Source organism: Segetibacter koreensis DSM 18137 (genome assembly GCF_000374045.1).
Classification (GTDB): Bacteria; Bacteroidota; Bacteroidia; order Chitinophagales; family Chitinophagaceae; genus Segetibacter; species Segetibacter koreensis.
In genome coordinates, this window is the sequence record NZ_KB893325.1 from 74,745 (window position 1) to 97,576 (window position 22,832).

21 protein-coding genes are annotated in these 22,832 nt (G+C 36.8%); all 21 read right to left on the reverse strand.

Translation table 11 applies throughout. The annotated features are described in order from the left end of the window. Positions 1-11: 11 nt before the first annotated feature. The gene (locus tag B154_RS0111175) at positions 12-674 is read right to left on the reverse strand and encodes an acyltransferase (protein ID WP_018614252.1); all 663 of its coding nucleotides are present in this window, start codon (positions 672-674) and stop codon (positions 12-14) included. Then, positions 655-1,824, reverse strand: a complete 1,170-nt coding sequence (locus B154_RS0111180; protein ID WP_018614255.1) for a glycosyltransferase family 4 protein — start codon at positions 1,822-1,824, stop codon at positions 655-657. The genes B154_RS0111175 and B154_RS0111180 overlap by 20 nt, the downstream gene beginning before the upstream one ends. 40 nt (positions 1,825-1,864) lie before the next feature. Continuing rightward, entirely contained in the window at positions 1,865-2,785 is a 921-nt protein-coding gene (locus B154_RS0111185) for a glycosyltransferase family 8 protein (protein ID WP_018614257.1), read from the reverse strand. 32 nt (positions 2,786-2,817) lie between these two features. Next, entirely contained in the window at positions 2,818-4,176 is a 1,359-nt protein-coding gene (locus B154_RS0111190; protein WP_018614258.1) for a hypothetical protein, read from the reverse strand. Positions 4,177-4,212: 36 nt separating this feature from the next. After that, positions 4,213-5,451, reverse strand: coding sequence for a glycosyltransferase family 4 protein (locus B154_RS0111195; RefSeq protein ID WP_018614260.1), 1,239 nt, complete (start codon positions 5,449-5,451; stop codon positions 4,213-4,215). 8 nt (positions 5,452-5,459) lie between these two features. Then, positions 5,460-6,506 carry a glycosyltransferase family 4 protein gene (locus B154_RS0111200; RefSeq protein ID WP_018614262.1) on the reverse strand — a complete coding sequence of 349 codons (1,047 nt, stop codon included), beginning with the start codon at positions 6,504-6,506 and terminating at the stop codon, positions 5,460-5,462. 33 nt (positions 6,507-6,539) lie between these two features. Then, positions 6,540-7,442 (reverse strand): glycosyltransferase family 2 protein, encoded by a 903-nt coding sequence (locus B154_RS0111205; protein WP_018614264.1) that lies wholly within the window; start codon positions 7,440-7,442, stop codon positions 6,540-6,542. Positions 7,443-7,494: 52 nt separating this feature from the next. Beyond that, entirely contained in the window at positions 7,495-8,619 is a 1,125-nt protein-coding gene (locus B154_RS0111210) for a glycosyltransferase (protein ID WP_018614266.1), read from the reverse strand. 36 nt (positions 8,620-8,655) lie between these two features. Continuing rightward, positions 8,656-9,723, reverse strand: a complete 1,068-nt coding sequence (locus B154_RS0111215) for a hypothetical protein (RefSeq protein ID WP_018614267.1) — start codon at positions 9,721-9,723, stop codon at positions 8,656-8,658. 63 nt (positions 9,724-9,786) lie between these two features. After that, complete coding sequence (locus B154_RS0111220) at positions 9,787-11,091, reverse strand: lipopolysaccharide biosynthesis protein (protein WP_018614269.1); 1,305 nt, start codon at positions 11,089-11,091, stop codon at positions 9,787-9,789. Positions 11,092-11,150: 59 nt separating this feature from the next. Further along, positions 11,151-12,305: a DegT/DnrJ/EryC1/StrS family aminotransferase gene (locus B154_RS0111225; protein ID WP_018614271.1), complete on the reverse strand. Its 1,155-nt coding sequence runs from the start codon at positions 12,303-12,305 to the stop codon at positions 11,151-11,153. After that, a complete protein-coding gene (locus tag B154_RS0111230) occupies positions 12,302-13,285 on the reverse strand; it encodes an NAD-dependent epimerase/dehydratase family protein (protein ID WP_018614272.1) in 984 nt (327 codons plus the stop codon). Before B154_RS0111230 ends, B154_RS0111225 begins: the two co-directional genes overlap by 4 nt. Beyond that, positions 13,278-13,646: a hypothetical protein gene (locus B154_RS0111235; RefSeq protein WP_018614273.1), complete on the reverse strand. Its 369-nt coding sequence runs from the start codon at positions 13,644-13,646 to the stop codon at positions 13,278-13,280. Before B154_RS0111235 ends, B154_RS0111230 begins: the two co-directional genes overlap by 8 nt. A gap of 1 nt (position 13,647) precedes the next feature. Continuing rightward, positions 13,648-14,622 (reverse strand): glycosyltransferase, encoded by a 975-nt coding sequence (locus tag B154_RS0111240; RefSeq protein ID WP_018614280.1) that lies wholly within the window; start codon positions 14,620-14,622, stop codon positions 13,648-13,650. Then, the gene (locus tag B154_RS0111245) at positions 14,615-15,562 is read right to left on the reverse strand and encodes a methionyl-tRNA formyltransferase (RefSeq protein ID WP_018614281.1); all 948 of its coding nucleotides are present in this window, start codon (positions 15,560-15,562) and stop codon (positions 14,615-14,617) included. The genes B154_RS0111240 and B154_RS0111245 overlap by 8 nt, the downstream gene beginning before the upstream one ends. Next, a complete protein-coding gene (locus B154_RS0111250; protein ID WP_018614285.1) occupies positions 15,559-16,599 on the reverse strand; it encodes a hypothetical protein in 1,041 nt (346 codons plus the stop codon). Before B154_RS0111250 ends, B154_RS0111245 begins: the two co-directional genes overlap by 4 nt. Positions 16,600-16,602: 3 nt before the next feature. Continuing rightward, on the reverse strand, positions 16,603-17,718 hold the full coding sequence (locus B154_RS0111255; protein WP_018614287.1) for a DegT/DnrJ/EryC1/StrS family aminotransferase: 1,116 nt from the start codon (positions 17,716-17,718) through the stop codon (positions 16,603-16,605). Position 17,719: 1 nt separating this feature from the next. After that, positions 17,720-18,223, reverse strand: a complete 504-nt coding sequence (locus B154_RS33605; protein WP_018614290.1) for an acyltransferase — start codon at positions 18,221-18,223, stop codon at positions 17,720-17,722. 1 nt (position 18,224) lies between these two features. Then, the gene (locus B154_RS0111265) at positions 18,225-19,280 is read right to left on the reverse strand and encodes a Gfo/Idh/MocA family protein (RefSeq protein WP_018614291.1); all 1,056 of its coding nucleotides are present in this window, start codon (positions 19,278-19,280) and stop codon (positions 18,225-18,227) included. 95 nt (positions 19,281-19,375) lie between these two features. Beyond that, positions 19,376-21,076, reverse strand: a complete 1,701-nt coding sequence (locus B154_RS0111270; RefSeq protein ID WP_018614292.1) for a hypothetical protein — start codon at positions 21,074-21,076, stop codon at positions 19,376-19,378. Between the two features lie 80 nt (positions 21,077-21,156). Next, positions 21,157-22,773: a hypothetical protein gene (locus B154_RS0111275; protein WP_026260117.1), complete on the reverse strand. Its 1,617-nt coding sequence runs from the start codon at positions 22,771-22,773 to the stop codon at positions 21,157-21,159. Positions 22,774-22,832 lie beyond the last annotated feature (59 nt).

Genomic DNA, 22,832 nt, shown 5'->3' on the forward strand with positions numbered 1-22,832 from the left:
AATCCAAATTACTAATACACAAAGCCTTCCGTCCTTGTAAAATATTTAGCTCTGTTCGAAATGTCAGAAATGGCTTTTGCAGGAACTCCACCGTACAATTTCCATTCTTCAGTATAAGCTTTATTTAGTAAAGATTTTGCCCCTAATACTGAGTAATTAGGAAGTGAAGCGCCGCCCAAAATAACGACATTTGTACCCACAAAAGTATAGTCACCAATAAAGATTGGGGAGCTGTGCTGGCGGTTCTCCTCCAAATCGATAGAATGGGTCAATAATTGGGAATTATAACCGGAAATAGTAGAAAATCGTCCTATTTCTATTGTATTAGTACAATCAAAATGATGATTCTTAACAATATTTGCAGCTTCTTTAAGAAGCAATTCTGCTTTTCGTCCAACCTGATGTTTAAAATGTGGAGACTTAGTGTAAGCGGAAAAACCGGTTATCCAATTACCACGGCCAATAGATGAGTTTGCTTCCATCTCAATTTTGTCAAGATGAATAGCAACTGTAAAATGATCAATTCTCGTATTGGCAGCCATAATAAGATTGTGCGGAAATACCCATGCAAAGCCAATCTTTGCTGAGGGATGAATATTGTAACCAAACCACAATTGCAATGCCCTTCTTCTTAAAGGCCATGGAAGAAAATAACTAATAACTTTCAGAAACATAATTTTTCGACTCTATGCACTTTAATTTATGCAGGGCAAGATACTCATCTATCATTTTATTTAAAGAAAAACGTCGTGAATTATAAAATCCTTTCTCTATTATTTCAGATCGCTTATCAATATCTTTTAAAGAAAGAAATGCTTCTGCAAATTCTTCAGGGCTGTACGGGTTTACATGTAAGGCGGCTCGTCCACTTATTTCAGGCATAGGCTCTATATTGCTTGCAATAACAGGTGCGCCACAAGCTTGTGCTTCAATAAGCGGCCAACCAAATCCCTCAGAAAAGGATGGAAAAATAAAGGCTTCACAAGCATTATATAAGGCAACTAGAGTATCATGATCGGGCTTAATAATAGAAACTATTCTCTTTTCTATGCCAAGTGATTCCGCCAAGGAAAGAAGCTTTTCATCAATCGGGTCACCAGCAAAACAAATATTTCCTTGCCATTCATTTTTAATAACATGTACCATATCTAATAACATTTTTCTGTTTTTTCTTGGTAGACCTGAACCAACATGCAGTAGAAAAGGCATATCGGGATATAATCCAGTATTCTGCAACAAAAGTTTTCTTTTCTTCTCTTCAATCGGTGTAAATTCTGCATTCAAAGCATTATAAATCACACGCCAGTTTTTACTTTGAATAGATGGGTGTAAGATCAGTTTTCTCAATTGATTAAGTGTTAATGTGGATACTGCCGCTAATAACTTTGCTTTACATAAATTACCCAAAATCCACCTTTGAAGTATTTTTCCCATTTTTGATGAATCACAATAAGCGTCAGCATGACCTAGTCCACCTCTTATTGCAATTACATCGTGACAAGTAATCCCAGTAGTATCGGCTGGCAGATGTTTTAAGTAAGGTGCATTTGAATGATCACATACGTGAAACCTAAAATTATTTTGGTTTAATTTTAATAATCTGTAATTCAAGATTAAGGGAAAAAAAACCCATTTATCTATATAGCCCAACCACTTGCCCAAACCTGACGTAGTGGACTTAACAAAACCACCTAGAAAGACAGTTGGCCACCAAATGCGAGTTTTAAATCCGGCCTTAATAAACCCTGATTCAAGCATTAGTGCATAACGAATCATACTTTCCTGCTTATCCGGCTTATAATTTCCTATCAAGATTATATGCATGGGCTTGTATTAGCAAACAACCTTTATCTTATATAACATCTCATCGACTGATGATCTTACCAATACCATTATTGGTTCTTAAGCTCTTTAAACTCATATTTATGGTTCGTAAATATGAGTTTCGGATTCTCCAGGTTCTTTTATAATCCGCAAAGGAATAATGGCAGAACTCAGTTTTCCATTCTGGACTCAGATAACTCCTCCAGGTATTGTATCCTTTATGAAATAAAAAAGCTAAAGGATCCCAAGGCTTTGGGGAACCAACAAAATGCAAAATCATATTTTTTGAAATACTAGGCTTAGGTTCAGAAGCAATCCATTCGCAATTAAATGATGCAGGCAATTTTGAAAATCTGCCGGAACAAATTATATTTAACAAGGATTGATCGTGAGAAGGAAGTTCTTTCTGATATTTCTCCGCAATTTCCAAAGACTTCTCCTTCACATTTTGGGTACGCCACTCCTTCAGATTAAACAAAAGAACACCAGAATTGAAATACTCAAATTCTGGAGATATGTCCAATTTATCAATGTAAAATTTTTTACCTAATGTGTACTTGAATTTGCCTCCCCCAACAGCAGCCAATATATTTCCACCAAAATCAAAAGTTTCCACTTCCAAAACATCCAGTTCAACTACTAAATCAGCATCTAAATAAAGCACTTGATCTTCATTTATAAAATCCACGAGAAGTAATCGCCCATACGCAGTCCAATCTCCATGTAAAGATGGAAAAGTTCCAAATTCTTTTCGCGGATTAAAATCAATAAAAGTCTGAGTTTTTGGTAGGCCGGCTCCTATTAGAAGCTGCGAAATTGCTTCCCGGTCTTTTTCATTAAGATCTGAACATAAAAACCAAAATTTCAAACTGCTTTTATTTGAACAATTGCAGATCAAAGAATAAAGTGTTACACCTAGCCCCTTTAGTGCTAACCGGTTGATGCAGAAAGCAATATTCATGAGAATGCAAGATTTATTGTCATTGATAACATCTATCTTTCACTTGAAAACCTACATGAAGCGATTATTATACCTCCAATAATTGTACTAAAGCCCAAAGAAGTAGGCTGCGCCCACTGCCCCTGCGGTATTTGTAATAAAGCAAAGCTTAAAAGCATCCATGGCAGAAGATCGCCAAGTACAAGTTTTTTATAGCAGGCAATTAAAATTTTTGCACATACCCCTAACCGCAAAAAAATAGCACTCAAGCCTAATAAGGTTCCCATTTCTCCAATCAATCTCCCCCATTCTCCTTCTGAAATTAAAAACACATTTTTTCCTGTTAGCAACATTCCTCCTACATTGGTGCCCATCCCTATACCATAACCAAATAACGGTAATCCTGAGGATTGTGTCAGTGCAGCAACCATTCCTCCTAAATAACGGTCACCCAAAACCCCTTTTACACCACCCTCTGCCTTATTGGCATTTTCAAAGCGAGAGCTAAATGCTTGAGTTGCCGTTTCAAAAAAACTCGTTTTATTAAAGAAAAAAATAGCTACTAGTGCACCCATGCAGATAAGAAGCATTCCTCTTATATATTTCGGCTTTCTAAAAATAGCCATTATACTAAAGACTGAAGTTACTGCCACTGAAAAAAACAACCCTCTACTTATAGAAAGGGGGATAGCAACCAATAGACTGATAGTAGCTGCAATAACCATTAAATTACTTCTGTTTTTTCTATTTAGCCAAAAGTAAAAGATAAACGGTGCACAGAAACTATAAAAAAGTGTAGTGCCGTTTGTGAAAGAAAAAGTAGCCGGCGGACGATAATAACCAAGAGCTCCGTCAAAACCACCCCCAGAAATGTCACCACCAATACCCCTATTTACCCATGCCGACTGGGGACTATAAAATTGAAGTGTTATAAGCACGGTCATTGGAATGGAAATCCAAAGACATACCTTTCCCAATTTTATAACATCTGCCCTCGCAAAAATACGGCCGATAACGAATATTAATGGAAAGTGTATCATTAATATTCTTGCACCAAATGCAGCTACCAAAAAATTTCCATGTCCTAAAAAGAGAGCAGTAAATGTGCTTATTATCCCTATTAGTATCATTAAAAATAAGAATGGGTTCATACGTAGTAAGCCTCTCTTCCAGGAAACAAGAATAAGCCATAAAGCTATTGGATCGCGGATAATAAGTAACGGAGTAGCTAATCCAGGAAACACCCACTTGCGCAAAGCGCCTTCAAAAATCAAAAGAAAAAAATAAATCCAAACTGCCCGCTTTAACCTAAGCATAGGGTCGGCAAAGTAATTTATTTTACGTAACTCAGATTGATGAGCATTAACTGATAAATTACTTACAGCAGAGTTATCATAAAAATAATTCAACATACAAATCGTAATAGTTCAACCGATTAATTAAACAGATCAGGTATTATCAACTATCGCTTCTGCCAGTTCACGTCCGTAAACCTCCCACGGTCTTATTCGAGCTCTTTCCATAGCTTCCCGACCTGCATTTCGTATTATTTCCGGATTAAACAGGATCGTTTCAATAGCAGTTTTCAACGCATCAGTAGATCCGGCTTCAATCAACCACCCATCTTGACCGTGGACAATTAAATCAGGACCAGCAGTTCTTTCAGTGGTAATAACAGGTGTTCCTTGAGACATAGCCTCTGTTATAACTAGTCCAAATCCTTCAAAAAGAGAGGGAAAAACAAGGACATCATGAGTCTGCATTAATTTAAGTACCTCTAAATGCGGCAAAGAGGGAATCCAACGATGCTTGCTCAATTCAGCATTTAAGGGGACACAAGAATTAGTTGTTTTTTGGCCTACTACCGTCAGTTCAACGTAATGGCCCAGAGTTTTGACGGCAGCAAAAAGGTTGGCAATACCTTTTCGCTGAGAAAGGCCGCCAACAAAAAGAAGCTTCAAAGGATGATGGGCAGTTATGTTATAATGCCGCTTTTCAACAACGGGGGGAAAACCATATGGCACGACTTTAATATCAGAGAGCTTTCCAGGAAAGTGTTTTAATGTATCGGCAGTGAATTGGCTTGCAACAAATATTTTATCTGCCAATTGCAGCTCTTGATCTTTAAGTGCTAATTTGTATTGAGAGTCATTAAAACTACTTAAAGTAGTAACCCAATCGGGCCATTGTTCCCTTTCCTTTTCCAAGAGTTGCTTCGCACATCGCCAATAGCCGATAGGTAGATCATAAAAGCAACTTAGTCCTCGACTTTTTGCTTTTACAAATGTTTTAACCGCACTATCTTCATAAGCATATACACCGCTAATTTCATTTTTGCGCGCATGCTTAAGCCTTTTACCGACATGACGATCCATACTTCGATAAACTGCATCGATACAAAACATTCCTGTTTCATGTTTTGTCAATTGCTGCATTCCTGATTTTAAGGCAGCAAACCTTCCAATCTCTGTCCATGGAAATGTGTTTGTAAAAGGTCGCAACTTTTCGTTGAAACTTCTGCGACGAAATTCTGCCAATGGGCGAATACCGCTTAATCTATGGAAAATGCTTCCGGGAAAAACTGCAATAGCTGTATTAAATTCACCCAAAATATCAGCTTTCAAAAAACCTTCGGCTGCAGCACGAACATTTGCGTTACCTGTTGGATGAGATAATAGTATTTTCATTACCTTAATTAAAAACTTAAAACCGCTTTCCTCAATAAATCTAAATACTGCTCGAAAACGATGCTTTGTTTGTGCTTTTTAAGATGAGCAGGTGCGGCGTTTCTCAATTGTTGTTCCAAATTCGGTTCATTATTTATTTTTTGTATGGCAGCTACTAAAGAATCTACATCACCTCTTTTAAAAACTAGGCCCGCATTACCAACCGCGTCGGGTAATCCCCCACCGTTAGATACAATTGGCACACACCCACAAGCCATTCCTTCCAAAGCAACAATTCCAAATGGTTCTTCCCATATTGATGGAACAAGAAGAAACTTATGTTGATTTAAACAATTGACAAGTTCTTCACCTCCCAGAGCACCGGTAAAAACTACATTATCTTTAATTCCAAGTTTAGCAACTAATCCTTGAAGATTTCCTCGTTCTGGTCCATCACCTATAATAGTCAATATTCGTCTATTGCTTTCCTTTTTCTGACCATCTTCTTGACAGACAAGACGATGGAAGGCTTCTATCGCTAGTGCTCCTCCTTTGTCTGAAACCAGTCTTCCAAGGAAAACGAAATCAAGGGTTCGTGGTATATCAGTTAGGACTCGAAATATTTCCTCCTGGTACGGATTACCTATTACTAATGCCTTTGGCCAACAACGCCTTCTGACAGCATCGCTGCATGCGATGACTCCAGTCGCCCTCTTTAACCACTTATATTTAAACAAGTCTTGCCAACCTACTTTACCATCTACCTGTGAGATCCACGTGTGTAGTCCAATTATCGTAGGACGTTTATAAAACAAACCGGGCCAGGATAAGCGTATACATAAATTGTTTTCAAACACCATGTCGGCCCAGGCATGTTCTTGAAAAAGCTTTTGCAACGCTGGCTTCCTTATTACGGTAAATGGGAACTTCTTTCCTGTTGGGTCTGCAGACCAGGTTAACAGATGTACATCATATCCTTTTTTTGCAAAGGAACAAGCTAAAAGGGAGGAAATAGTTTCAATTCCTCCAATATCAGGATAAAATTTATGAGTTAAAAAGAGAATCTTCAGTGCCATGATTAAAAGATAATAGCTAACGTCAGCCAACGTCTAATTGAAAGTATTTACTTTCTGTAATATTATTTTTCGTCCTTTTATTTTTTCCCCAATATCCATATTTTTATATTTTATTATTTCAAGAAAAGCCAGAATTAATAATTCAACCTTTATTCTTGTTTTAATCAGTTCTTTCACCAATGCAGGGGCTTTAATTTTACTATGTTTTTTTAATAACCTCCACCTACTCTCATGATACATTAGAACTCTTTTATAATTGATGTTATAGGAATTACCACCTTTATGACACAGAGTAATTTCGGGGGTCATAATCAATTTCCATTTTGATTGATGCACTCTCAGCGAAATATCATTATCAGCCTCTAACGTCGGAAATAGTTGCGCATCAAAGTAATCCAACTCCTGAAGACACTTCTTACGAAAACTAACAGAACAAGAATACGGCAAAATTTTTCTTTTTCTCCAAAATTCAATCATATTAAGTTTGAGTTGCAATTGCTGTCCTAAAATAAGACCAATAACCGAGGGTTCATATTGCTCAAAACTTCCTGTTTCATTACCATCTTCATCAACTGTTCGAAATCCAATGCATCCAATATTTGAATCTTCATACATTGCTAATAACTTTTCTACAAACGCTTCTATAGGGAAAGCATCAGAATCTAAAAGTATTACAACGTCTGATTCTGCTTTCTTTAATCCATTATTGACTGTACCTGTATATCCTATATTTTTATCATTGTTTATTATTTTAACTACCGTATCATCAAATGAATAAGGGTTTTCTTCAGGAGATTTGTCATTTACAATAATAATTTCATAAATGTTTTTTCTATCGTATTTAAGAAGGGCATCGACATTTCTTTTCACTAACTTCCACTGGCCATACACGGGAATGACTACTGACACTTTTTTTATGTATTTTAGCTTATTCATCAAATCAGTAAGATGTTCGCATTTCTGTATTATTGAAAATAAAGTAAATGTTTTAGTATGAATTGCACAGATCTTTCAAAAAAGTTTCTGCGATTCTCGAAATTTCAATTTCTTCGCCAAAAGTTTCAGTAGCTATTTTAGCTTGATTAATGCTTGATAAATCAGGATTTATAATTATTGATTTACAAATTCTATTTGAGAAAAAACCCATTTTACTGTCATTTATATCCGAACAGGAACATGGAGCTGCTACAGGGATTTGATGAGATAAGAATGCTGCGACCGTTCCGCTTTTGCCTAAAGCATGCCTTTTAACAGACGTGAGGCCAATACTGCAAGTTTGTATAGCATGAGACACCGCAGCGCTTTTAAGAAAGCCGGTATATCTTACTATGTTACTAAAACCATCTAACCCTTCTAAAAAATTTCCAAAGTGCTTCAATTGATTATTCTCACCTATCAAAAGGACTTCAAACAAAATACCATCTTCATGAATTATTTGCTTTAAATTTTGAAGAAAATTGACTATAGATTGATTAATATCGATATGGCTGAAAATTCCTACTCTGAAAACTTCATCTACATGACTTGCTCTTTCATTTTTTTGAACCGCTACATTAGAAAACAATGGCAAAGGCTTTACGTCAAAATTTAATTTCTTTAATTTGAGATAAAAAAATGGTAAATGAGTATGAATTACTTCCGGTTTAAGTTCCTCTTTCAACTGCTTAATAATCATTTTTTGTAGGGAAGCATAAATGTTCATTTTAAAAGAATAACCGCCTTGCACCCAAAGTTCATGAAACATGACATGTAGATATGTACCCTTTCTTAAATTTGCGACTAGCCTGTTGAAACCAAAGGGCAAGCCTTTTGAATTAAACGAGAAAGGCACATACTGGAGGCTAAGCCAATTCGGACTTAACTTGTCTATCCATTCTTTGGCAACTTCAAAGCGTTTCTTCCAAGACATTGTAGAAGAAAGACGCAACGCCTGCAATACAAATTCATCGATTTGTTCTGTAACTACTAATGGTTCAGTAATAAAATTATCATTAAGCGAGACAATAGCAGCCTCAGAACCCTGCCGAATTAACTCGCAAGCCAAGCGTTTTGTATAATCACCAACTCCATCACGCCCGGGTTCTAAAGAGCCACATAGAAAAACAATTCTCATAATGTGATTTATTAAACTTTACCAATCAAGTCAATTCTAGCAAGTCGTTTTAGCTAACTCCAATTGATCTATAAAATGTAAAGCAACTTTTTCAGTTGTAAAATTAGCTATCCATTTGTACTGTGCTTCCTGTATACTCTCTAATTGCCAGATAGACATGGATTTGATTGTATTCAACAACTCCAGCTTGTTATCATAAATAATACAATTTGAATTATTTAAACCAAAGGGAGCACAAAAATCACTTTTCCTTTTAAGGTCTTTAAAGCATAGTATAGCCCCTTTGGCAGCATATTCGTAATGGCGCAAACAATCCCACCCTGCCCTTTTTGCCGTAACACCAAACTTAGATCTTCTGATATCGTTAAAATATTCATTCTGGTTTTCAAAAACAGGTTGCCACTTTCCTAACTCAGATAACGGCCTTTCAGGAAATAAGGCACTCAAATCGTTATCGACATTATAATTAACAAAGTCCTGAAACTTTTCCTTCACGGGAATAAATTCAATATGCTGTTTTGGAATCGACATCGAAATTGGAAGAAGATTTACGGGTTTTTTTAATATCTTAGAAAATAATTTGTTTATAACAGGATGCCTTTGTTCAGACAGCCCATATAAGGTTCCTGTATTTTCATATTCCCTTTTAAAGTAGTTTACCTTTTTTATATTGTACAAGTATGCCCATGGTCTTACTCTCAGGTTAAAAGAATTTCTAATAAATGGAAACATAGAAGTTACGTCATAACCATCAACAATACATAGAGACTTTCTTCTTTTGGGGTGAATAGAATAGTAAATAAATTGAAAAAGATCGCATTGATGAAAAATATCTGTAAAAACTATGTAATTATACTCCTCAAGATCCTCTTGCCAAAATGTACGTTTTCCATTTTCATCACTTTTTGTATCTAGTAGTTTATACAGCGTGTTTCCTCTGCTGCCAGTTTTAATTAAATCGTTATGAGAAGCATCAGCATACATGTAATCTATTCTAGGAATATCAATTACTGTAACTCCGGAAATTGATCGCAATCCATGAAATAATCCATCAGTAACATAATTAGGTATACTAGAATTAAGAAATAATATCTTCAAAGACATTTTATTTAACTGCTTTTACATCAATACATAAACTCATTTTTAACCCATCATTTTAATAAGTATTTATGCCGTGTTTATTTTGCTCGCCGTCAATATTCTAATTATTCCGTAGGAAACATGCATCGTCATATTAACAATAGCTATAACTATATTAAGTATCAATATTCCATGTAAAGATGAAACATCCAAAAGGTACGCTCCACAAATTATTGATAATATATTTACCGGAATTGAAATTACTGGATTAATTACCCACCCTCTGCTTGTGCATAAGTAAAATGATAAACCGGCAATAGAACTTAAGCAACTTGCTGCCATAATCAGCACGAGCTGATTAGTTAAACCGGAAAATTTCGGTCCTAAAATCCATAATACTTCGGAAGAAAAAAACCATATGACGGTGACAATGAGGGAAGTTAAAAATAATAGTCCTACCTGAATTTGCGCATAACGTTTAATCAGCAATATTGAATTGTTTGGTAAACGAGCAAAACGAGGTAAAACAAGAGTATAAAATAATATATTAAATAAGTTGATAATTACACTAAGTCTGCTTAAAGCACCCAATTGAGAAAGGGCAACCGTTGATCCAAATATTGAAAGAAGCCATATAGTAACTTGCCCTGACAGACAAGAATAAATTGCATCAGGAAGAGTTCTTTTGACTGTACCCAGAATTTCTTTTTGAATCACAGGATCCGCTTTTTGATTCCTGTCAGCGTAACTGGATGACACTTTTTCTAAACGTCTGTTTGCCCAAATTTGAGGAAGACCTGCAGCAAGGATTGCGATAAATGCCCAAGGGAATATAAAGAGGGAAATACACAACAAAGCGAGACGCCCCAGATTAGTAAGAACTTGAATTTTTTGTAAAGGTGAAATGTCCTGCCGGAGTTTTGGAGCAATATCAAGTAAATTACCAAACAATGTTGACAAAAAGCCAGGAATAAGTGACACAGTAATAAGGATGGCAATCCCCCATGTAGCGTGTTGCTGCCTTAGAAGAAAAAGCATTGCAGGGATTGCAAAGAGCAGACTAATTATTGAAAACCTTTTTCTAAGACTAATACCTGTTGCAATAACTACTCCAAGCTTTTCTTTACTTTGCCACACCTTGCCTCCCTGAGCTAGCACTCCAGTTGATATACCCCCATCAGCTAACATAATCATTGCGCCCGACATAGTGCTTACTATTGTATAAAATGCATATTCTTGTGTCGACAATAGCCGAATAATCAGAATTCCGCTTGCAAAGCCTATTACCTGCACCACAACTTGGGCAGAACCTGTAATTGTCAAAAGCTTACTCCATTCAAGCACTTTAGCGTAAGAAGGATTTGAATACACCCGTTGAACAAGTGCTTTCATAGAAGTAATACTAGTATATTTAACACACAAAAGGATTTTATCACTCTGTAAGTTTTTAATTAAAATGCAGGAACTTCTTGATGTTTATTTTTAACTATTGACAAAAAAGTATCAATAATAAATTCTAACTCCTTTTTCTGCAAAGGTACATACAAGGGTAAAATAATAGAATTATCCTGCAGATCCTCAGAAACTGGTAAACTTACGTTCTTTGCTTCTTGTTTATAAGCACTTTCCCGGTGTGAGGTCATGATACCTCTTCTGCTTGCAATTCCCTTATCTAACAATTTTTGCATCAATGAATTTCGGTCGATGGGACAAGACTTTTTAAGATAAATACTGTATGATTGATAATTGCTTAAATATCCTTCCTTTTCTAACGGCAATTGCAAAAAAGATAAATGACGGAAAGCTTCATTATAGACCGCTGCAATCTTTCTTCGTTCATTTACAATCCAATCAAGCTTCTCTAATTGCTTAATACCAACTGCAGCTTGAATATCTGTCATTCTGTAATTGTATCCAACCTCTACGTGATCTTCAAAAACTATCTTTTTTGCTTCGTGCCTGACCCGATCATTGATAGACATCCCATGCTGCCGCAATAACCTGAGCCGGTTGTAGTAGTCTTCACGACTTGTTGTTATCATTCCCCCATCGCCCGTTGAAATAACTTTTCTGGGATGAAAAGAAAAACATACTAATTCAGAATGAGAACCAACCTTTTTTCCTTTATATGCTGATCCCGCAGCACAGGCAGCATCTTCAATAAGTTTTAGATCGTACTTGCTGCACAACACTTTGAATGCATCAATGTCGGCAGGCATGCCTATCTGGTGTACTAGCAAAATGGCTTTCGTCTTTATTGTTATCCTTTTCTCGACATCAACAGGATCAAGATTGTATGTCTCTTTTTGTACTTCGGCAAAGACAGGTGTGGCGCCAACATATTTGATAGCATTGGCGGTAGCTATATAACTCATCGATGGGCAAATAACTTCATCACCTGGGCCAATGCCAGCAACAACCATGGCTAAATGTAAAGCTGTAGTGCAGTTAGAGACAGCAACAGCATATTTAGCGCCGGTATAAGCAGCAAACTTCTCTTCAAACTCCTGCACTTTTGGTCCTTGCGTAATCCATCCTGAAAGAATAGTGTCGTAAGCGGCTTGTGCTTCTTCCTCTGTTAAATATGGTTTTGCTATCGGAATCATACGTTATAAACAATTGTTTTTTTCTTTTCAAAATACCATTTACTTAATTCATACAAACCTTTTTCTAAACCAACCGAAGGCTCAAAATTCAATAACTTTTTCGCTTTGCTATTATCTGCGAGTCTTCGGCTTACCGGGTTTATTGTATTTTCTTCTCTATGCTCTGAAATTAGGTTTGAATTATTTACTTCGAGCAAAACCTGTAAAAGTTGCTTGAGGCTTGTTTCTTCGCAATTACCCACATTGAATGCCTCATCCGATACATCGGATAATAAGGCAGCTACATTTGCTTTTGCTACATCCTTCACATAAACAAAATCCATGGTTGTGCTACCATCACCGTAAATCAGCGGCGGCTTTCCGTCGTTAATGCAATCCAACCATCGAATCATAACTTCAGTGTACTTGCCGTCGGTATCCATACGCGGTCCATAGACATTGAAATATCGCAGCGCTACATAATCTAAACTGAACATAAACTTGTAGCTTCTGAACAATTGCTCGCCCCATAATTTTGCACCACCATAAAAAGTCTGGTTATTATAGGGGTTATCTGTTTCGGGTGTTGGAAAATGTTGTGCTAAACCGTATACCGAAGCGCTGGAACTATAGATTACCTTTTTTACCTTATGTTTTACGCACAATTCTGCTAACTCAAAGGTCGACTTCAACATTACATTAAAACCCTCTCTTGGACTAGCAGCGCATGCGTTGATTCGCAGAGCCGCCATGTGAAAAACATAGTCGACACCTTTAATGCAATTCTCCAACAACTCTGCATCCCTTACATCACCTTCTACAAACTCAACTAAGGGATTATCTAAAAAAGATCGCATGTTTTCGTACGTGCCGCGAATTAGGTTATCAATAATGATAATTTTTGCGGGTTCATGTTTTAACAACTCTTCTACCACGTAAGAGCCTATAAACCCGGCACCACCTGTAATTAATATGTTACTGTTGTAAATTTTATTATGCATGTGCATGATTATTTATACTTAAGATGATGATTCCGCCTATAATTAATACAAACCCTAAAAAAGATAGTACGGATAACTTATCCTGGAACAGGTAGTAACCTACTGCTATTGTAAAGATGAAGTTGATGCCGGTAGCTATCGGTATAATCAGAGAAAAATTGCTTGTTGAAAGAGCTTTGAATAATGCGAGCGCTGAAAGTATGATTAGTAAAAAGGCCATTACAAATGGCGGATTAAGTAAGAATTTCAACCAGTCATTAAGTGTTGCCAAGCTTTTACCCCTTAATTGCCATTTAATTAATGCCGCTCCCGAAACATTAAAAGCAGCATATAATAGTATGTATAAGATTGCTTTTGCCATTTTATTTTTCTTGGATAAAAACTTCGCTTTCTTTAGTTAATTCCACTACTTCGTCAATCACAAAAACAGGTCTTTTCCTGCTAGCATCTAACGTTCGCCATAGATATTCGGCAATTATTCCTAATGAAATATTAGTGATCCCAAAACCTACCATCAATATAGAGATAAGGGCAGGCCAGCCGCTAACCAAATCATTGAAGACAAGTTTTCTGAAAATAATATAACCAGTCCATAAAGTACCAAAAAAGAAAAACATAATGCCTATAATTGATACAAGCCTAATAGGTGCAAATGAGAAGGCAACGAAGGAATCAATAAAAAGCTTTATTTTTTTTGAAACTGTCCATTTGCTAGCGCCTGTCTTCCTTTCCCTTTTTTTATAAGATATACAATCCTGCCGAAATCCCAGTCCCAATATTTGTAGAAAAATGGAAGAGTTTGCTTCTATATTACGAACTAATTGTCTCGCTACTTTTTTACGAAACATGACAATATCAAAACCTTTTTCAGGAAAGTTTTTAAAAGCAAACTTTTTCATTAAAAAGGCATAGCCAGCAGAGAAGGCCCTTTCGGCAAATGATGAATTAGTACTCTCACGTTGTGCCCAAACAATGTCGTTGCCTTCTTCCATCTTTGCCTTCATTTCTACAATCAATTCAAGAGGATCCTGGAGGTCTGCATAGTTAAAACAGATAAAATCACCTGAAGCATAGGCGACGCCAGCGCGCAAAGCTGCATGGGAGCCAAAGTTGCGTGAAAGGTTTATAATTTTTGCGTGGTACGTGTCATGCCCCATGTGAGAAAGCCTTGCGGCTGAATGATCTACAGAACCGTCATTAACAAAAATAACCTCTCCCTTAATAAGAGTATTTTCTGCAAAAAACTCATTCAGGCTTTTTACCAGGAATGGTATTCCTTCATACTCATTAAATATGGGAATAATTACTGTTACTGTATTTTGCTCGATGTCAAACATATGATTTGAATTTGAATCGTACTCTAATACTTTTGATAAGTGCTGCGGCAGGCATTCGTTTTCCCATATGCTCTATTTCCTGCACCTCTAACATTCCATTTTTACATGCTACAATAATGTTGTTCGTATTTTTATCAACAGCTACTACGTGGCCGGGCACCGCCAAAAACGGCTCTTGCGGCTGATAATAAGAAGCCTTCCATATAATTACTTTTTCTCCATCAAAAAAAGTAAAAGCACCACTATAAGGATGGCCGGAAGCGCGAACAAGTTTATGGATATCTTCTGCATTTTGATGCCAGTCAATCTGGCTATCTTCAGGAAGCCGGGGATAACAACGAAGGCCGTGTACACTACCTTTCAATTCAAAAGCGTCGGGGTCTTCTAAAACTTTTTTCACTGCCTCCTCATAAAGCAAAGGCGCAGCCTCTTCAGCTTGCTTTAAAATATCGGCTATATACGAATCGTCAGTTATGGGTATTGCTTTTCTACAGATTACGTCACCTGCATCGAGAATAGGATCCATCTTATGGATATTGGCGTTAATATGTCTTTCTCCGTTAATAATGCTCCAGTTAACAGTAGCATTGCCCTTATAATCAGGTAAGTTGCCAAGGTGAAAATTGAGAATGCCACATTCAAATAAATCAAGAAATTTCTTAGGAATAGTAAATTTCCAATTGGCACTGATTGCTACACGGATGTTATTGCCCTTTATTATTTCAATGATTTCATCAGTATACAAAACCTTTGTTATGAAAAAACGGGCTCCAATACAATTTGCCAATTTTTCGAAATCGTGATGCTTGATATCATACTCTTCGTATGCCTCCTCTGTAATAATAGCTTTGAATGTGTATCCGATCGATTTTAAATACCGGATAGCATCGTACAAGTATCTTGAACGGCCAATAGCTATTAAATTTTCCCTTGAATTCATAACAGTTCCAGTATGGGAATATTATTGTGATGGTAGTTGCCCGTAATTAATGCTTCACCAACCTTTAGCCCACCTGCCTGTAAACGTATAATAGGATCGTAACCGATGGCAGAGGGAAGAATACCCATATGACCACTGCCTACATGTTCAGGAAAATAGTTGATGCTCGCAGCATCTAATGCTTTCGCATCAACATCTCCTGCATATCGCAAGATCAATGGATGGTTTAAACCTGACTTAATACTTTCGACTGATATTGGATATTGACTGTCATCGCCTATCCATGTATCACCAAAAGGGTAAGCTGTGAAAATAACAGCTTCAGCATCTTTATAATTTTCAGGAATATTTACTTCCGGGAAACAGCTAAGCCATTCTACATTTTCTAAACCATCGTATTTATGCTTGTTTTCCTGCTTGTCTATAATGCCTAATCTATCACAGATTTTTGCTACTACTTTAGCAATGTAAGGTCCAAAATCATTATTGCAGAGGAGAATAAACCTGTTGCGATAAAGACATAGCCCCGCGTCTAATATTTGCTTTACGGCCATGTCGCCTAAAAAGTTAAAAACATCTACTTCAGGATGTCTTTCATTTGTAGCTCCAATTTTAAATCGCCTCTGTCTAATGTAGTCAATCTCCATATCGGCATCGCGCCATTCCCATGCTTCATACATTAGAGGAATAACAACATCATCTTTTGCATGCTGAAGTTTCTCTTTGTTTAATGGCCGCAAATGGCCGGAGTTCGTAATAATATCTGCTTGTGCAATTACCGAAGGCGTAATGGTATCAATAAATGTTATATCCAGGTTGTTCTTAAAATCAGAATAAACTTCTTTAGTTTTTTCAAATACTTCATCTACTGTTCCGTATCGGGTATTTTTTGAATAAGCATAAACCTTAGCTCCTGCAATTGCGGCCAAAATTGGTGTTACCACATATGCACCTGTTGCAGCTTCCGTAAGCACTACCTTCCCTTTTAAATCAAGGTCCAAAGCTTGTACCCTTTTACTCAATTTGTTTATCAGCATACCTTAATACCTGTTCAAAACATCAATTACATACTCAATTTCGTCATCTGCCAGTTCAGCATACATTGGTAGTGACAAACAATGATTTGCCAAGTATTCTGCATTAGGGCAATCACCTTCCTTATACTCAAGCACTGAGTAGGCTTTTTGCAGATGACATGGAACGGGATAGTGCAAACCCGGGAAAATATTATTCTCATGTAAGTATTTAATAAGGCTGTCTCTATCGTCTGTTGTTACTACAAACAAATGATAAATAGAATTTGCCCAATGTGGTTGAGCTTGTACAGTTATCTGAGGATTGTTGACATCCTGTTGATACCGCTTCGCGATCTCTTTTCTTCGGTTATTCCATCCTTCCAAGTATTTCAGTTTCACATTTAAAGAAGCTCCTTCCAAACCACCCATTCGCATATTAAATCCTATTTCATCATGATAATAACGAATTTTAGAACCATGATTTCTTAAGCTCAATAAATGCTTATAGTATTCTTCATTGTTTGTGGTAATGCCGCCAGCTTCACCACATGCGCCTAAATTTTTTCCGGGATAAAAACTGAAACAGGCCATTTCTCCAAATCCGCCAACAGGCAAACCCTTATACTCAGCACCTTGCGCCTGCGCCGCATCTTCCAGTAAATAAAGGTGGTGTTTCTTGCATATATCTGCTACCAAATCTACATCAAATGGTTGACCATACAAGTGCACACCCACAATTGCTTTTGTACGTGGGCTTATCTTTTCTTCTATTTTATTCGCATCAATTTGCCATGTGTCAGACGTGCAATCGACAAATACAGGAGTAGCGCCGGTATATGACACACCCCAGGCGGTAGCAATAAAGGTATTGGCAGGAACAATAACTTCGTCTCCTGACCCTATCCCTAAAGCAAGCATTGCAAGATGTAGAGCTGAAGTACCATTATTGACACCTACTGCAAATTTTGTTTGACAAAAAGAAGCAAAACTTTTTTCGAACTCTTCTACAAATGGTCCTCCAGAGAAAGCGGTATTATCATACACTTTTTCAAAAGCCTCAAATACCTCTTTTTTAATCTGTTGATGTTGGCCTTTCAGATCGAGGCACTGAATTTTTTTTTGGGTTGCTACACTATACATATCAGGCAAGTGTTTTTTCTAAATACTTAATAATGCGGGCTGGATTACCCGCAACAACTGCATTTTCGGGTACATCTCTCGTAACTACTGATCCGGCTCCTATAACAGCTCTTTTCCCTACTTTGACTCCACAAAGTATTGTTACGCTTGAGCCGATAGAAGCACCTTGTTCCACATACGTTTCTACGCAATTCCAGTCTGTTTCTGTTTGCAACGAACCGTCTTCATTGGTAGCCCTTGGAAATTTATCATTAATAAAGGTTACGTTATGGCCAATAAAAACATTATCGGCGATATGCACTCCTTCACATATAAAAGTGTGGCTGGAGATCTTGCAATTTTTTCCTATGGTTGCTCCTTTTTGGATCTCGACAAAAGTTCCGATTTTAGAACCGTCATCGATGCTGCATCCATAAGCATTTACAAAATTGTAAATCTTCACATCTTTTCCCAATCTTACATTTTGTAAGCTTTGCTTATCACTATTATTAGAAACGGTTTCCATCTTAATGTCTTAGTACTTGGTAATTTTTTTGTTTAAGAACCCTATTAGGCGTATTTAATAGGACCTCGCATCCGTTATTTTTAATAGATTTATTTGACGCCTCTAAAATTCTTACCACATCGAGACCGATCTGGTAGCAAGATTTAGGCTGTCTTTTCTCCTGAATGGAGGCAACAAAATCGTTTGCCATTCCTAAAAGAGCCTCAGTTGTATTAAGCTTCGGCACGTGAATATCTCCCGTTCTGTAATCAACAAGAATTCTTTTCTTTTCTTCGTCACTTTTATGATTGTAGCCGGTATCATAAATCTTAATCTTCTCCGTCGGTTCGAGGTCATTGTACAAAATCATTTTTTGATCGCCACCAATCAACATCATTCTCACCTTTACCGGGCTCGTCCATGAACAATTGAAATGGGCAATAAACCCTGAATTATAATTAATCGTTAGGTAAGCAATATTTTCAATTTCATTATTAGTATGAGTAATGCCTGTAGCATTCACGCTGTATGGAGTTTCTTTAATAATATAATTTAGTATAGAGATATCGTGAGGAGCTAAATCCCAAAGCACATTAATATCAGGTTGAAATAATCCTAAATTTATCCTGGTTGAATCTAAATACTTAATATTTCCTAATTCCTTATCTGCTACCAGCTGTTTCATTTTTTCTACTGCGCCTGTATAAAGAAATGTATGATCTACCATAAGTAACAAGTTCTTTTGCTCCGCAAGCTCAATCAATTCTTCGCCCTCTTGAACTGAAGATGCCATAGGTTTTTCGATGAGCACGTGTTTACCGTGTAGCAAAGATTCTTTTGCGAGCTGAAAATGAGTAGAAACAGGTGTAGCAATGACTACAGCATCAATATCAGGATCATAAATAATATCATCTGCATCGCACACTCCCGATATTCCTGGAAATATTTTGCCAAGTTGCTGTAGGCGCTCCAAACGCGAATCAGCAACCGATTTGACACAACAGTCCTTGGCCGCAAAAAAATTCCTGACAAGATTAGGGCCCCAATAGCCATAACCGATGATGCCTATTGTTATCATATATATAGTTTTTAACTTAAAAAAGGTAATCGTTTATGGAGCAATAGATACTACAGTATAGTTTTGAATTAATAAGGCCAGGAAGTTTTGTGCGTTTATCTAAGACTAGCTTCAACTATTGGATTTTTAGTCCTTTTATAGATCAAATAAGGGCCATAATTTTTGGTTCCTTGCAGATAAAAAAGTATCAGATCTCTCATTCTGCCGCCAGTTCTACTTTCATTAAGGCTGCCCTCTTCATTATTCAATAACATTTTACTGTAGTAGCGTAGTCCAGATGCATCTAACTCATTTGACAGTTCCTTAGTAATATTACCGTCAGAAAAGATGGCATAATCCATTTCGGAAAAAAGCTCAATGAATTTATTATAAGGATTATAACCCTTATCTATCCAATTACCCTCACTATCATAATCTTGCTGGCCATAGGGAGTATAAAGCTTCCAGCCTAAAGATCGACCTGCATAATAAAGTTCATAATTAAAAGCTAAAAAGACCCTATAATCGCCACGCCCAATTGATGCTTTTGCAGCATGAAGAATTTTACCACGACTACGTTCCATCTTATCCTGATAACCCAAGACAGATCGTACAAACAGGGAAGTTACGACAGCCCATAATACCACTCCAACAAGGGCATACACGCTAATTCGCCTTAACAATAATTTTGCCGGAGTATCTGCTAAACGCTGAAAAATACCACCGCTTAATGGCAAAAGATAAGGGAGGAGGTATAGAACCCGAAGCTCATATATTAACGTAGCAAAAATTAAAGCGACAACAAAAACTGTGACAAGTATTAGCCCTTTTTCCCTTCGATATATAGCTCCAAATATCGCTAATAATGGCAGAAAAAGACTTAACGTTTTTACAAACGCTTTTATTAGCTTCATCCAAAGGTGTTGGTTAAATATTGCATAAATCCGCGTCGAAAAAGATCTAGAGGTATCGACATTTTTAGAGACAACGCTTGACATGTCGTTGAAAATTATTGACAAATTATGCCAAATTGGAACTAGCAGTATTGTCAAAAAGAAGACCCACCCGGCAATGAAATAACATACGTTTATAGCAGCATATTTCCAACTTCCAGTATCACTTATTTTAAATTTAACTAAATGGGCAAACTCCAGCATTATAAGTGGATAAAGAAATATAGAGGAGGGCCAAACAAGTGCCGCAACAGCAGATAGACCACCAGCACAGACTATACGAATCCATAAAAACTTGTCTCTCTTTAAATCTGATGCTCTTAACAACCAGCAGGCAGCAAGACAAATTGCTATAACCCAACTGTCTACCCTTGCCATCCTTTGAGAAAGTACAAATAAGGGGTCCAGCAAAAATGCTAAGCTTAAACAGCAAGCAGCATATAATGGTACTTGACGTGCAGATAGCCATTTCAGCGACATTATTGCCGCAACTAGCCCTCCCAATAGTGCGGCTATTCTTGGACCTAATCCCGAATTACCAAAAATTTGATAGCTTAATTCGGATAACAGGGGTCCAAGATAAGACCATAGTAAAATTGGCTTCCCTTCTGGCACTAACCAATTAACTGACCAATCACTCAATGGATTCAGAGTTAGTCTTCCATAATCTGTAATTTGAATTTCATCTTTTTGTAAGCTAGGCATTACATCTATAGTAGATGATTCTATTAAAAATATTACTGCCAGAATTAAAATTGAAAACAGCCAAAAACGAATATTTAAATTCTTCCAAATCAAATTTCGTCTGATTTTATTAAAAGGATCCCGACTGATAGATATAGGCCCAGTATCATTCCTCTGCATAATCAATACTTAACAAGTAGAATTGAGGATCTTTTTACTACAAACATTTGCTGCCCATGAATATAAGTTGCACCTCATACTCACCTTTCATAGAGTCTATAAGGACCGTACGGCTGATAAAAGATTGAATATAAATTTCTTAATCGTGTTATATTCGTAGTAATCCCATTAAATTTCTCTACTGGAAAATTATATATGTTATAATCTCCCTGGTAACGCATTCCTTCTTTTTTTAGTTGCTGCACAAAACCTGCTGTCTCTTCTGACTGAAAATTGGTAATAACATAATCAACATGAGGTAGAATACGTTCCAACTCTTTGGTAGAGAAAGGCTCGTTTTGCCCCAGGTAGGGTTTATACATTTGCCAATTGAGTGAACGACCTGCGTAATAGAATTCATAAGGTATAATTAATACTTTATATTTTCCTTTACCAATCATGACTTGGGCAGCCTTATAAACCGCAGCCCTGTTTCTATAAGTCTTATCATTAAATGCTAAGGCCGATCGAATGAAAAGAGAAAGGCCTATAGACCAAAGAAGGAGCAAGGATATTGCACTTCTTTTTAGCAAATAAGTTGAATGTTTGTTTTTAAGATTATCCTCCTTTTGATACATACCTGCAATAGCAGCTATGAAATAAGGTAACAGGTATTGAACACGATGTATATAAACTACCGTAAATAACATTACAAGTACTGCGGTGAACCAAGCAACAATTAGTCCTGTTTCACGTTTCATCGCCATACATACTATGGCTGATAACACTAATATTGGGCTAAACTTAATAATTCTAAATAACGCAATACACTGAGTAAAAAAATGGTAAAAAATGTGAGGAGTGCCTCCTTCCGTCCCTGATCGCGTATTTGTCTTTAGCCCTTCAGTTATGTTGATAAATTGTTGAACTAATAATGAAAAAACAGGCAAAAGTAAAAGTAGACCCATTGTACAGGCACCCAATCCAAAGAAAACTATTGGGCTGGTAAGTATATAATAATCTTTGTTAGTTGCTCTATATTTAATAAAAAGATAAATAAGCTCCAGCAGTATAAGAGGAAACAGGAAAACTGAAGAGGGCCAGGTAAAGAATGCAGTTATAGTTAACGCGCCAGCAAGTAACAAACCTCCTCTAAATAACTTATTATAACTTAACCTTAGTCTAGCGTCGCTAATTATCCAGCAAGCCGCTAAACACAATCCCATTGCCCATCCATCTATTCTACCAATGGTATAAGATTGTACAAAAAGAGGATCTAAGAAAAAAATGACGCCAAATATAAACGCTGAATTGGCTAAAACTCTTCGGGCATGAAGCCATCCTACCATTGTTGTTGCCGCTACCATAGCTCCTACTAAAGCCGATATTCTAGGTCCATACTGACCGAAGTATTCAAAAATAAATTCTTGTACTACCGGACCAATGTAAGACCAAAGCAAAGCTGGATGATCGAGTTTTGTAATCCAGGCAATTGACCATTCTGTATGAGGATTTAGTATTATTCGCCCTAAATCAATAATCATAAACTCGTCAGAATGAAGGTAGGGTGCAAAATCTATGGAAATAGCAAAAAAAAGAGACAAAATAGTAATTACGATGAGCCATTTCCACCAAAAATTTTTATTTGCTGAACTATTCATTGATGAAGCAAAAACAACTTTCTCAGAAGGTTTTAAGGTTATAGTTCCCTTTAGCATAAGTACTAACACTAAAGCTTAATAAATTAGCAGTATAAAAGAAAAGCTGCTTTTGTCTA

Excerpts from the sequence above, each read along its gene's own strand:
- B154_RS0111205 (WP_018614264.1), bottom strand. The coding sequence starts at position 7,442 with ATGAATAAGCTAAAATACATAAAAAAAGTGTCAGTAGTCATTCCCGTG.
- B154_RS0111235 (WP_018614273.1), bottom strand. The coding sequence starts at position 13,646 with ATGGCAAAAGCAATCTTATACATACTATTATATGCTGCTTTTAATGTT.
- B154_RS0111255 (WP_018614287.1), bottom strand. The coding sequence starts at position 17,718 with ATGTATAGTGTAGCAACCCAAAAAAAAATTCAGTGCCTCGATCTGAAA.
- B154_RS0111210 (WP_018614266.1), bottom strand. The coding sequence starts at position 8,619 with ATGAGAATTGTTTTTCTATGTGGCTCTTTAGAACCCGGGCGTGATGGA.
- B154_RS0111185 (WP_018614257.1), bottom strand. The coding sequence starts at position 2,785 with ATGAATATTGCTTTCTGCATCAACCGGTTAGCACTAAAGGGGCTAGGT.
- B154_RS0111270 (WP_018614292.1), bottom strand. The coding sequence starts at position 21,076 with ATGCAGAGGAATGATACTGGGCCTATATCTATCAGTCGGGATCCTTTT.
- B154_RS0111225 (WP_018614271.1), bottom strand. The coding sequence starts at position 12,305 with ATGATTCCGATAGCAAAACCATATTTAACAGAGGAAGAAGCACAAGCC.
- B154_RS0111230 (WP_018614272.1), bottom strand. The coding sequence starts at position 13,285 with ATGCATAATAAAATTTACAACAGTAACATATTAATTACAGGTGGTGCC.
- B154_RS0111220 (WP_018614269.1), bottom strand. The coding sequence starts at position 11,091 with ATGAAAGCACTTGTTCAACGGGTGTATTCAAATCCTTCTTACGCTAAA.
- B154_RS0111180 (WP_018614255.1), bottom strand. The coding sequence starts at position 1,824 with ATGCATATAATCTTGATAGGAAATTATAAGCCGGATAAGCAGGAAAGT.
- B154_RS0111275 (WP_026260117.1), bottom strand. The coding sequence starts at position 22,773 with ATGCTAAAGGGAACTATAACCTTAAAACCTTCTGAGAAAGTTGTTTTT.
- B154_RS0111175 (WP_018614252.1), bottom strand. The coding sequence starts at position 674 with ATGTTTCTGAAAGTTATTAGTTATTTTCTTCCATGGCCTTTAAGAAGA.
- B154_RS0111190 (WP_018614258.1), bottom strand. The coding sequence starts at position 4,176 with ATGTTGAATTATTTTTATGATAACTCTGCTGTAAGTAATTTATCAGTT.
- B154_RS33605 (WP_018614290.1), bottom strand. The coding sequence starts at position 18,223 with ATGGAAACCGTTTCTAATAATAGTGATAAGCAAAGCTTACAAAATGTA.
- B154_RS0111200 (WP_018614262.1), bottom strand. The coding sequence starts at position 6,506 with ATGGCACTGAAGATTCTCTTTTTAACTCATAAATTTTATCCTGATATT.
- B154_RS0111240 (WP_018614280.1), bottom strand. The coding sequence starts at position 14,622 with ATGTTTGACATCGAGCAAAATACAGTAACAGTAATTATTCCCATATTT.
- B154_RS0111250 (WP_018614285.1), bottom strand. The coding sequence starts at position 16,599 with ATGCTGATAAACAAATTGAGTAAAAGGGTACAAGCTTTGGACCTTGAT.
- B154_RS0111245 (WP_018614281.1), bottom strand. The coding sequence starts at position 15,562 with ATGAATTCAAGGGAAAATTTAATAGCTATTGGCCGTTCAAGATACTTG.
- B154_RS0111265 (WP_018614291.1), bottom strand. The coding sequence starts at position 19,280 with ATGATAACAATAGGCATCATCGGTTATGGCTATTGGGGCCCTAATCTT.
- B154_RS0111195 (WP_018614260.1), bottom strand. The coding sequence starts at position 5,451 with ATGAAAATACTATTATCTCATCCAACAGGTAACGCAAATGTTCGTGCT.
- B154_RS0111215 (WP_018614267.1), bottom strand. The coding sequence starts at position 9,723 with ATGTCTTTGAAGATATTATTTCTTAATTCTAGTATACCTAATTATGTT.